The following is a 10,583-nucleotide window of genomic DNA, read 5'->3' on the forward strand; positions in this document are numbered from 1 at the left end:
TAACCCCTTGACATTCAAGCTTTAGCGGAGTAAAATTTAAGACATAAGGAAATAATCCACTTAGGCAAAGGAGGAACCTTATGAAGAAGAGTGCGATCGTTCTGGCAGTTGCGCTGGGCGTTTTCGCTGTTGTTTTTACAGGATGTATTGGGAATGTAGAAGTTCCCGACCTGACGAAATCGACCATTGAGAATGCAAAGATGTCCCTTGATAAAAGGAACCTTTTGATCTATGTTGTGGATAAGGTCCCTTCAGACGATGTTGACGAAGGACTTATCTGCAAGCAAGATCCCCTCGCACTATCGGATGTAAAACGAGGCTCAACAGTAAAGGTATGGATATCCACAGGTCCAAACAAGGTTGAGATTCCACGCGTAGACAACGCCAATCTTAACGACGTGCTCCGCAGCATTGCGGTGCTGGGTCTTTACTCGAACGTGGAATTTGTCTATTCGGACGAAGTAGCGAAGGATATGGTGATATCCGTTGATCCTGCGCCGGGAACAAAGGTTGACAAGGATACATACGTCAAGATAAAGGTAAGTATGGGTTCAGAACCCGTAAAGACCGTTGAAGTTCCAAAGGTTACAGGCATGGGCAAGGCCAGCGCCGAATCTAAGCTGAAGGAAGCGGGTCTTGAGGCCAAGTTTGTGTACCGTGTGAGCACTGAGTACTACGAGGGTACTCTTTACTATCAGACGCCTAAAGCAGGAAGTGTTGTACCTAAGGGATCAGCCGTAACCGTTTATATCGCCAGCGTCCTGGACTGATCTCCGCCTTATCAAATTTAGAAGGCCGGTTTAATCCGGCCTTTTCTATTTACAGAACAGGATATATTTACTCGTTCTGCCTGACGGAAGAACTACCTCTTCCTGTCTTATACTCAATGCCATTCGTTCTGAGAGCTTCTTCGCTTCGTCCATTTCGGAATCGACATCTGTTCCTTTATAAAAAAGCGTCATACCTTTAGCTTCCAGATAACTCGCAATCAAGGGAAGCAGCTCTTTTATCCTTCCGACCGCCCTTACTGTTATCACCTCAAACGATTCATCGAGCCGCTCTCCTCTTTCCGGAAAAAGCGCAAGGTTCTTGAGGCCAAGCTCCTTCGAAGCTTTGTTGAGGAATGCCGCCTTGTTGTGCCTTGATTCGATGAGAGTCACATGGATGTCCGGCCTTGCTATGGCAAGGGGTATTCCGGGCAGACCGCCTCCTGAACCCCAATCGGCCACTTTCGAACCTTCAGGTATTAAGGACTGAGGAGCAATCGAGTCCGCGAAGTGTATCTCCTCAAGGCGCTCGACGTCTCCTTTGGATACGATATTGATCCTTTCCGACCAATCCAGAATCAACATCCTGTAGAAGTCGAGTAGTTTTACCTGGTCAGAAGATAACTCGATCCCTCTTTCTGAAAGAAATCGTTTAAGCTCCTCTTTCACTCTCTGAACGGTCAAGATAGGTGTCGTGCTCAAGATAGGGGTGGTATTCGCTCCAATTGCCCTCTCCTCTTCTTTCAGCCACTTCGCGGTACATCGCCCTCTTTGAGTCAAGGTTGTCAATCTGATGCAGTATCTGCGCCTCAAGGAACAGAGGCGGTCTTGGCGAGCCGTATTCCTTGAATCCGTGATGGCTCACAACCATGTGCAGGAGCTTCCATGCCAGCTTTTCAGGGAAGCCCTGGATTCGCAAAATCTCGCGTTCAATCATCCTTATGCCGATGGCAATGTGTCCCAGAAGCTTGCCCTCGTCCGTGTTGTCTATGCTTTTGGAGTATTCGTATTCCCTTATCTTGCCTATATCGTGAAGGAGTACGCCGGCAGTAAGGAGCTGGCTGTCGAGTTCCGAGTCGCTTGCGGCAACGGCTTCAGCAAGAACTAGCATGTCGTAAGTGTGTAAGCAGAGGCCTCCTATATATGCATGATGAGCTCTTACTCCGGCGGGTGCAAGCTTGAACTGGCGTTCGAAACTGGGATTGTCGAAGAATGCCGAAAGCAGAGCGCGGAGCGGTTCACGAAGCTCTAAAGCCGCTCTCTTGAGTCCTGAATAGCACTTTTCAACGTCTCTTTCGGATTTAGGCAGGAAATCGGAATAGTCGATGCCGGATTCCTTTTCCTGCCACATGTCCTCTATCTTGATGTTAAGTCTGCCGTTGTACTCCGTTAATTTTCCCTGAATCCGTACGAAAGAACCCTTCGCAGGCATGAGCTTAGGGCCGGGTTCAAAAAAAAGAGCTTTCAGCGAACCCGTTCTGTCGGTCAGGTTGAAGACGATGAAGTCCTTCCCGTCTCTGGTCTTGCGGGTTTCCTTGTCGAGAACATAGAAGACCTCATCCACGTCGTCGCCGGGATGCAGGTCTTCTATGAACTGTTTCTTCATCTAGAAGCTGTATGCGAGCGAGATGCGGTGGAATAACCCGAGATCAAGAGCGGGCGTTATCGCATAGTCCACGGAAACGCCCGCAAGATTTCTTACGCCAACTCCGAGGGAAAAGCCTGCAAGTATATCGGTACCGGTTGCTCCCGTTTTCCATGCAACACCTTCAGTTGAATAACCTGCACGCAGGCCAAGAAATTCCACAGGCAGGAACTCAAGACCTCCGCGTACGATAAGCGGGGCATCAAGCGGTTTGGAAACGTCGAGTCCTATCAAGAGCTTTTTTAATCCGGAGTAACTGACGCCGCCTCCGATTCCTACGGGCATGGCAGAGCGCTCTTCGACGAATGGTTTTATCTCGAAGGCTACGTTCTGAACAGAGAGCCCAGCGTTCAAGCCGGGCAGGATATCTCTGTAAAGTGCTCCCAAATCCGCTCCTGCCGCTATCTGCATGCTCGAATCGGCAAGAGCCAGGTGAATCTTTACGTTGCCTCCGACGCTCAATTTCTCCAGTATCTGGTAGGCGGCGGTGCCTCCAAGATTCACAACCTGGTATCCGAATGTTCCCAGGTCTTCATTAGTCGGACTGGTGCGGGTCATTTGTCCCGAATTCAGGTAGAATGCTGAAGCCGAAAACCGAAGTTTCTCCTTAGTCGATGGCTGGAACGATACCGAACCGACGTGTATGCCCGCCGGATAGGGGAGATAGTTCGCCGAGATCATTGGGCCCTCGATTATCGAAAGCCCTGCCGGGTTGCCAAAGAACGCCTGGGGGTTATCCGCCAACCCTAGCGAAATCCCGCCCATCCCCTGACTGCGGGCTGAGGCCTGAATCCTCATATTACTCAGACCGGTCTCACCCACTTCCAGGGCCGCAAGCGCTCCTGCTAAAAGTAACGTTAATGCAAGGATGCGTTTCATGTCTTGAGTTTAGCTCGAACTTTCGATATGTCAAGCCGCGTCAATCGCTCCAGCTCATACGTGATATTAATCGTATAGGAGAGGTCTATCCAGCATGGCTCTATTAATTGTTGTGCCGCTGAATAGTTCAGTTTGCTTGCTCTTCCTCTTTGCACATGAAGGGTTGGAATAACTGAAGGAGTCGGCGTGTCTTGCGGATATTTTGATGCACTCAACGCTATAGCAAGTTTAAGCCCTTCGAGCTCCGCAAGCTGCGCGGCCTTGGCTTTAGCGGCTTTCATCGTCTTTTTCCTTACCTTGGATTCATAATTTGTTTTATCCTCGAACGTGAAGGCGAAATTGACGATGCGCGACGCTTGGTGCGTCCGTCACGGCCAACTATCAGGCGGATTGGCGTCGTTTAGACGTCCGGGCGTTAGGCGTGCATCTGTTTACTCTCCGTGCGGACTCCGTCAAATTGAATTGTTGTCAAGGTCTACGCTGTACGGCTGCTTAGCATTCGTCAAGGACACCCTTGAGGCGTCAGACAACTAAGTTGATCAGTCTTGCGGGAACAAAGACGGCTTTTTTGGGTTCTGAGGATAAATACTGTTTTACCGCCCCAAGTCCACCCCAAAAGATTGCTCCCTTCGTTCGCCCTCCGGAGCTCCCCACTCTTTCGGGGACCCCCGAATGAAATCAAATACGAAATTAAACAGTTTTGCAGGAATGCATATGTTTTTTTGCAGGCTCGGATGTCAAATACTATCCGATGGTTTCCAGCGAGAGGGCTTATTTTATGACTTGATCTTCTTTTGCGTCTTTTGGCGCATCTATTTTACCTCTGAACTTGCCGTTGACCTTAAATCACCCCAAACGACTGCTTCGTATTCGTCTGGGAACCCCGTTGATTAGATTACAAAGTTGAGCAGTCTGCCTGGAACAAAAACAACCTTCGTCGGTTCGGAGACCAGGTACTGCTTCACCGCCTCTATCTCTCTGGCCTTTAAGATAACCTCATCCTGCGAGGCGTCCTTTGCCACTTCAACTTTCCCTCTCAGCTTTCCGTTCACCTGTACAGGGATCGTGATTGTGTCCTCCACAACCGCTTGCTTATCGTATCCGGGCCATTTTGAAAGAAAAACACTTTCGGAATGCCCGAACGCCTCCCAGAGCTCCTCCGCAATGAATGGCGCGAAGGGAGCCAGTATCTGTGTGAGACGCTCCATTGCATACCGGGCTGTTGGCGTCTCCTTTGCAGCCGAGTTCGAGTAGAGGTTCATGAACTCCATCATGCGCGCAATCGCGGTATTGTAGCCCATCACCTCAGCGTCTTCCGAGACCTGCTTTACGGTCTTCTCTATCGCCTTGTATATCTCGCTACCCTTATCCGGGGAAGCCGCTTCGATTCCAGCCGCAGCCATAGCCTCCGCGTACACGCGCTCCAGAAATCTGCTCGAACCCTTCACGTTGGACTCCGACCAGAGCACCTCGCGGTCGGGCGGGGCGAAGAAGAACATGGCGACCCTTGCCGCATCTATGCCGATGCGCTCCATAAGCTCTCTGGGTGAAATGGCATTGCCTTTGGACTTGCTCATTACGTCGCCGTGTGCATCGAGCACCATGCCGTGGTTGAAAAGTTTGACAACAGGTTCCTCGACAGGGGAGACCCCTATATCGGCTAGAAACATGGTGATGAAGCGGAAGTACAAAAGATGGCCTGTTGCGTGCTCGTCGCCGCCGATGTAGGTGTCGATAGGCATCCACTTCGCGGCCTCTTTGAGCGAAAAAATCTCCCTGTCATTGTGCGGATCGGTATAGCGCAGCTGATACCATGATGAGTCCACGAAGGTATCCATGGTGTCTGTATCCCGTTTTGCATTGCCGCCGCACTTCGGGCAGAGTACGTTCACGAATTCGGCTACGGACTCTAAGGGCGAGCGGCCCTTGGGGATGAAGTCTACCTTGGACTCGTCGGGCAGAAGCACGGGCAGTTCATTCTCGAATACAGGGACAACCCCGCACTTGGGGCAGTGTATCATCGGAATGGGCGCGCCCCAGTAGCGCTGGCGCGAGATGAGCCAATCCCTCAACCTGAAGGAGACCGTCGGCTTGCCGATGCCCTTCTTGCTTGCATACTCCGCGACCTTCTTTATGCCTTCAGGGGAGGGTGCGCCGTCGAATGGTCCTGAAGATGTCATCACACCTGCATCTACATAAGCCTCGGTCATCTTCGCCGCATCGAGCCTGCTGTCAGGCGGCTCTATAACCACTTTTATCGGTATGCCGTACTTCTTGGCAAACTCGAAATCTCTCTGGTCGTGAGCGGGCACCGCCATCACTATTCCGGTCCCATACGAAGCGACCACGTAGTCGGCAACCCATAGCTGTACGTCGTCACTCGAAAAGGGATTGCGTACCCTTAAACCTGTGTCAACACCGTCCTTCTCCCTGTCTTCCGAAAGACGCTCTATCTCCGACTTCGCGAGCGCCTTGTCCCTGTACGCCTTCACCTGCTCCTTATTAGGCATCTGCTCCAATAACTCCGAAACAAGCCTGTGTTCGGGCGCTATGGCCATGAAGGTAACCCCGTACACGGTGTCCGGTCTAGTCGTGAAAACGGGGAGCTTCACCTCGGGTCGCTCCTTCAGCTCGAACACCAACTCTGCGCCCTCACTTCGGCCTATCCAGTTGCGCTGCATGATGCGTATCGGCTCCGGCCACTGTGAGAGCTTCTCAATGTTGTCCAGAAGCCTCTGCGCGTATTCAGTAATCCTGAAATACCACTGCTCAAGCTCCTTCTTCTCGACCTCGGAGTCGCAGCGCCAGCACTTGCCTGCAACAACCTGCTCGTTGGCAAGGACGGTCTTGCATTTGGGGCACCAGTTGACGAACGACGTCGCGCGGTATGCAAGACCCTTCTCGTAGAGTTTTATGAATATCCACTGCGTCCAGCGGTAGTAATCAGGGCTGCTTGTTCTGACTTCTCTTGACCAATCGTAGCTCAGACCCAGATCCTTTAAGGTTTCGGTGCCGGTCGCGAGATTCTTCTCAGTCCATTTCGACGGCGATTCCCCCCTTTTTATGGCTGCCTCTTCTGCAGGAAGCCCGAATGCGTCGTAACCGAAAGGATGAAGAAGTTCGTAGCCCTGCATCCGCTTATACCGCCACACGAAGTCGCCGATTATGTAATTGCGGAAATGCCCGATGTGGATGTCGCCGGTCAGATAAGGAAACATCTCAAGCATGTAGTATTTTTTCTGCGGTTCCTGTGGTGTGTCGTAAAGCTTGCAGTCGTTCCACTTTTTGAGCCACTTGGCTTCGATATCCTTAAACGAATATTTCATGAGTCTCCTCAACGCTTGTTGGCGCAAGATTACCTATGACTATCTGCTCAAGCATCGCCTCCGCGTCCCTGCCGGTCGTCCTTATTGCAAGATCAACGTCCGCTAATCGGTGTAAAAACTTCTCCAGCCGCTCTTTCGGCCATTTTATTGCGCGCTCCGGGTACTCCTTGTTTAGCAGCCAAGCCCTTGAGCCGAGCCGGAGTTCCTTTGCCAACGCATCTTTCGATACGCCCTTATCCTTGAGAAGCTGATACTTGAGCAGCGTGAAAGCCTCTCTCGAAAGCGCGTACACCAGCTCGACAACCCCGTCTGACGCCCCAAAACGAAGCACCCTTGCGAACTCCCTTATGGCCTTTTCCCTCAGTGATGGAGGAATCCTTCCTTGTCCTATGGCGAATACCGCCCTCACGCAGTCGTACACCCCTTTCTCGAAGGAATCGGAGAGCAGGTCCTCCACATCCTTGAAGTTAACGCTCGTTTTATCGCCTCTGTAGAGGTCAATCTTTGCTAGCATCTGAGAGAGGGCAATTAGGTTGGACGCCGAGACGTCGATCATGAAATCGAGCGTTTTCGGGTCGATGCTGAAGCCGAGTTTGGATGATTCGGACCTGAGCCACGAGGCGACCTCCGCTTGATTAAGGGATTGGAGTTCGCAGACGATTATCTTCGCTTCCTTTGCCCATTTCAGCAGTGCGTCGAGCTGCTTGCCTTCCTTTTCCGCAATTAAGATAACCGCTCTCTCCTTGGCATCTCGGCCTGCCATCCGCTTGAAGAACTCCAGCTGCTCCTTTTTGAGTCTGGTTGCCGAGCGTACGACCGAAACCTTTATTCCCATATCGAACGCGAGCGTGGATGCCGAGGCGGCAAGCGCGCTTGAGTCCATGGACTGGGCATCCAGGATCTCGAAACCCCAGCCCGATGCATCCTTGAATTTATTCCTTAGAACCGCAACAAGCTCTTCTAAAAAGAACTCCTCGGAGCCGTACACAAGGGTTACGGATGCAAGTTCCTTTTTTTCTATGCGGTTATATAGTTCTTCTCGCGTTATCTGCATTCTTAATAATAATGATGCTCAAGCTTAAGTCAAGAATAGTATGTTGTTAAAAGAAAGGTTATTGCTAGGATAATAAAGAAATCGAAATTAGACTTGTTTTCGTGTTTCCTTTTTATATTGCTCAAGAGTTTGAGAAAAGGCATTAAAAGAAATACCGACGTCATTGAGAATTTTCTTTATTCTTTTTAGATCCACATGATTTTCTCGCTTGACTCGCTTCAAAGCTTCATCTCTTGTCATTAAACCTGCCCTCATCAAATTACTGTAGAAATCGTCTTTTTCGGTGACACCTAGTAATTCAAGATAGATATAATTTTTGAGATCGTCCACTTCACAGTCAAAACGCCACGTTGTAACCGAATCTGGAGGATGTCTCCATCCTAATTCATTACGTATCCTGCTTAGAACAATAGTTTCGTTCCAAGGAAGATAATCGAATAGCGTTATTTTCGAAAGACCCATGCCTGAAAGTTTAACAAAAGGAGCCTCAGGACCAGAGTAAAGGTATCCTAACATAGTTGGTGGGATTACCTCAGGTGCCATGTAACGTACATTTCCCGCAACCTCACGGGCTAGTCCGAAGATATATGCTGTGTAATAATAAGCGGCTGATGATTTTGCACTGATTCCTAAAAGTACTCTTTTGAATTTGTTGAGTTCGTAAGGATTAGAGCCCGAAAAGGCCATTCTTATCCCGTTGTCTTTTGCTATCTTGAGAACGGGTTTCCACATAACCTTGCATGCGACACACATCATTGGGACCATAGCAAGAGAAGGTTTTTTGAGCCAGGAGACAAGATTATGACGCATTGAGCGGCGGTGCCAATCCGAAGGTAAATCGAATTGGATGAGATCGACACCGAGTTGTTTTTTTACACGTTGAATGTTTTCAGTCGCAACGGGGTGTGTAAATGGGTTTTTGTAATTGAAGGCCAACACTTTAAGCTTATAGTCACGTACTGCTTTAAGTAATGTGTAAGTACTGTCTCTTCCTCCCGATAATGTAACGACGGCATCATAACGTCCTTTCCCGCGGTTTCGGTCGATAATATCCAAAAGAGCATCTTCACCCTTGAATTTAACAGGAGTGAAATCTCTGCAGTGGTTGCAAGTACCTTCTTCGTCAAACGTAATACCTGGAGTTGAGGAAGTTAACACGCAGCTTCTACAAATCATCCTGTAATATTATTCTCTTTTTATTATATGTCAAGCTTCTTTCGAACATGTGTGCTAAGTTTTCCTTTACAATCTTCAATGGATTGACAACTTTATGTTGATGGTTATCATGTTAAAATGAAAAAAGAAACTATTTTATTTTTGCATGCTCTTATGTTCTCAACATGCCTTCTAGCTCAAGGTAAAGTTCTATACTTCGATTGGTATGCCATTCCCGCATATACAAACTTCTCATCGACAAAGATGCTCACGCCATGTAAAGGCGAAATTGGTTTCGGAACAAGCAATTTCTGTTTATGGGGAGGCCAAGGCTCGGCAAGTAATGATACTATAGCTGGTTATGACACAAGGACTCTGGATTTAGTTTTTCGACTCGGCTTGCTTCCGCATTTTGATATGGGAGTAAAATACTCTTCACCATTGGCTGTTGTCCTTGATGCTCGCGGTGGGTTTGAAAGAGGAAAATTTGAATTTAACGGTTCTATGGGAGTTGGTTATTTGCATAGCACTAAATTCACACAGCCAGGGAACTATACTTTTTATCTTGTTGATGGCTATCCTGCTTTAGCTCTGGGATGTAATCTTACCCCGTGGTTCAGAGTTGTTCTCTCTGCGAAAGGTATTGTTTCTTATTATATCCGTCAGATTCAGACATCGTCAACTGATCCTCAGAATTTCTTTACTTTGCATGGAGGTTGCGGTTTAACTCTAGATATCGGTACTGAAGAATGGCGAATACGTCCCGAAATAATAAAATATAAAGGTATTACTTATTCAAATTTGACCAGCGAACCGGGAATTTTCGATGTAGCTACGTTTGGGATTAGTGTTGTGTACAGACCAAAAGGAAACTAAGAATAATAAGACAATTGCGCTAATGTTAAGTTAATTTTAATTTGAAGTCAACATAAAGCTTGAGTAAGCTTGACAACCCAACTTCACTCAATATTATCACCTATGGGCGACTGGCGCAACCAGCTTTACTTCGGCGACAACCTCGACGTTTTGCGAAACAAGATTGGCGACGAATCGGTAGACCTCATCTACCTCGACCCGCCGTTCAACTCCAAGGCCGACTACAACGTGCTGTTCAAGGAGGTTGACGGCACGCCGTCCGCGGCGCAGATACACGCGTTTACCGATTTCTGGCACTGGGACGAGGTTGCCGCGCGCACGTTTCACGAGCTTGTGACCGGCGGGAATGCGTAAAGTATGGGGTTCAGGAACCCAATTACTACTCTTCATTGATATTTTATCTGGGCAGATCGTATGAGGGATCACCTAGATCAAATTCTCGAAATCTCAACGCCAATATTTGGAGAACCCTTTGAAGGTTTTCTCGCATTTATATACCTTGCTTATTGGCACGCAGGGCTGTATGTAGTAATAGAAGGGTGGCAAGAGTTGGAACTGGTTGATGAAAAGATAGATACGCTGCTATCTTCTGAAAATGTTGACCTGCTGAGACGCTATAGAAACGGTGTATTCCATTTTCAAAAAGATTACTTCGATACACGCTTCTTCGAACTGTATGAAGCAAGGGAAAAGGCTGTGAATTGGATACGTCAGCTGAACGATGAATTCCACAGGTTTTTCTTGGAATGGGCCAGAAAAGAAGCTAATATTCCTTCTGAGAAACCTTGGGAAGAAGTAGCATTGGAGCGAATGAAACGTAGGGGCCGACCTTTAGGTCGGCCCGATAGCGATTAATGGCTCAAGAACTCCCTAAACGAAAA

At 48.6% G+C, this 10,583-nt stretch carries 11 protein-coding genes; 4 read left to right on the forward strand and 7 right to left on the reverse strand.

All coding sequences use genetic code 11. From position 1 onward, the window contains the following. Nucleotides 1-80 precede the first annotated feature (80 nt). Nucleotides 81-770, forward strand: a complete 690-nt coding sequence (locus GX441_05390; protein ID NLI98078.1) for a PASTA domain-containing protein — start codon at nucleotides 81-83, stop codon at nucleotides 768-770. A gap of 45 nt (nucleotides 771-815) precedes the next feature. Here GX441_05390 and rsmG read toward each other — a convergent pair whose 3' ends face one another. The 7 genes from rsmG to GX441_05425 form a co-directional block, all read right to left on the reverse strand. Continuing rightward, nucleotides 816-1,436 (reverse strand): 16S rRNA (guanine(527)-N(7))-methyltransferase RsmG, encoded by a 621-nt coding sequence (rsmG, locus tag GX441_05395; GenBank protein NLI98079.1) that lies wholly within the window; start codon nucleotides 1,434-1,436, stop codon nucleotides 816-818. Beyond that, nucleotides 1,420-2,373 (reverse strand): HD domain-containing protein, encoded by a 954-nt coding sequence (locus GX441_05400; protein NLI98080.1) that lies wholly within the window; start codon nucleotides 2,371-2,373, stop codon nucleotides 1,420-1,422. Before GX441_05400 ends, rsmG begins: the two co-directional genes overlap by 17 nt. Beyond that, on the reverse strand, nucleotides 2,374-3,291 hold the full coding sequence (locus GX441_05405; protein NLI98081.1) for a PorV/PorQ family protein: 918 nt from the start codon (nucleotides 3,289-3,291) through the stop codon (nucleotides 2,374-2,376). Then, a complete protein-coding gene (locus tag GX441_05410) occupies nucleotides 3,288-3,572 on the reverse strand; it encodes a hypothetical protein (protein ID NLI98082.1) in 285 nt (94 codons plus the stop codon). The genes GX441_05405 and GX441_05410 overlap by 4 nt, the downstream gene beginning before the upstream one ends. 609 nt (nucleotides 3,573-4,181) lie before the next feature. Continuing rightward, a complete protein-coding gene (locus tag GX441_05415; protein ID NLI98083.1) occupies nucleotides 4,182-6,617 on the reverse strand; it encodes a leucine--tRNA ligase in 2,436 nt (811 codons plus the stop codon). Next, complete coding sequence (gene holA, locus GX441_05420; protein ID NLI98084.1) at nucleotides 6,601-7,671, reverse strand: DNA polymerase III subunit delta; 1,071 nt, start codon at nucleotides 7,669-7,671, stop codon at nucleotides 6,601-6,603. The genes GX441_05415 and holA overlap by 17 nt, the downstream gene beginning before the upstream one ends. A gap of 87 nt (nucleotides 7,672-7,758) precedes the next feature. Beyond that, the gene (locus GX441_05425; GenBank protein NLI98085.1) at nucleotides 7,759-8,847 is read right to left on the reverse strand and encodes an ATPase; all 1,089 of its coding nucleotides are present in this window, start codon (nucleotides 8,845-8,847) and stop codon (nucleotides 7,759-7,761) included. 117 nt (nucleotides 8,848-8,964) lie between these two features. Between GX441_05425 and GX441_05430 the strand changes: the two genes are divergently transcribed. The 3 genes from GX441_05430 to GX441_05440 all read left to right on the forward strand — a co-directional run bounded on the left by GX441_05430 (nucleotide 8,965) and on the right by GX441_05440 (nucleotide 10,557). Further along, the gene (locus GX441_05430) at nucleotides 8,965-9,702 is read left to right on the forward strand and encodes a hypothetical protein (GenBank protein NLI98086.1); all 738 of its coding nucleotides are present in this window, start codon (nucleotides 8,965-8,967) and stop codon (nucleotides 9,700-9,702) included. 102 nt (nucleotides 9,703-9,804) lie between these two features. Beyond that, complete coding sequence (locus tag GX441_05435; protein ID NLI98087.1) at nucleotides 9,805-10,056, forward strand: modification methylase; 252 nt, start codon at nucleotides 9,805-9,807, stop codon at nucleotides 10,054-10,056. 60 nt (nucleotides 10,057-10,116) lie between these two features. Next, nucleotides 10,117-10,557 carry a hypothetical protein gene (locus tag GX441_05440; GenBank protein NLI98088.1) on the forward strand — a complete coding sequence of 147 codons (441 nt, stop codon included), beginning with the start codon at nucleotides 10,117-10,119 and terminating at the stop codon, nucleotides 10,555-10,557. Nucleotides 10,558-10,583: the final 26 nt, after the last annotated feature.

The sequence above is a fragment of the bacterium genome, from assembly GCA_012517375.1.
Lineage (GTDB): Bacteria > Hydrothermota > Tepidihabitantia > B3-TA06 > B3-TA06 > JAAYVC01.

What these genes read in the sequence shown, in the direction of transcription:
- GX441_05390 (NLI98078.1), top strand. Translation starts at nt 81, where the DNA reads ATGAAGAAGAGTGCGATCGTTCTGGCAGTTGCGCTGGGCGTTTTCGCT.
- GX441_05400 (NLI98080.1), bottom strand. Translation starts at nt 2,373, where the DNA reads ATGAAGAAACAGTTCATAGAAGACCTGCATCCCGGCGACGACGTGGAT.
- GX441_05405 (NLI98081.1), bottom strand. Translation starts at nt 3,291, where the DNA reads ATGAAACGCATCCTTGCATTAACGTTACTTTTAGCAGGAGCGCTTGCG.
- GX441_05410 (NLI98082.1), bottom strand. Translation starts at nt 3,572, where the DNA reads ATGAAAGCCGCTAAAGCCAAGGCCGCGCAGCTTGCGGAGCTCGAAGGG.
- GX441_05415 (NLI98083.1), bottom strand. Translation starts at nt 6,617, where the DNA reads ATGAAATATTCGTTTAAGGATATCGAAGCCAAGTGGCTCAAAAAGTGG.
- holA (NLI98084.1), bottom strand. Translation starts at nt 7,671, where the DNA reads ATGCAGATAACGCGAGAAGAACTATATAACCGCATAGAAAAAAAGGAA.
- GX441_05425 (NLI98085.1), bottom strand. Translation starts at nt 8,847, where the DNA reads ATGATTTGTAGAAGCTGCGTGTTAACTTCCTCAACTCCAGGTATTACG.
- GX441_05430 (NLI98086.1), top strand. Translation starts at nt 8,965, where the DNA reads ATGAAAAAAGAAACTATTTTATTTTTGCATGCTCTTATGTTCTCAACA.
- GX441_05435 (NLI98087.1), top strand. Translation starts at nt 9,805, where the DNA reads ATGGGCGACTGGCGCAACCAGCTTTACTTCGGCGACAACCTCGACGTT.
- GX441_05440 (NLI98088.1), top strand. Translation starts at nt 10,117, where the DNA reads ATGAGGGATCACCTAGATCAAATTCTCGAAATCTCAACGCCAATATTT.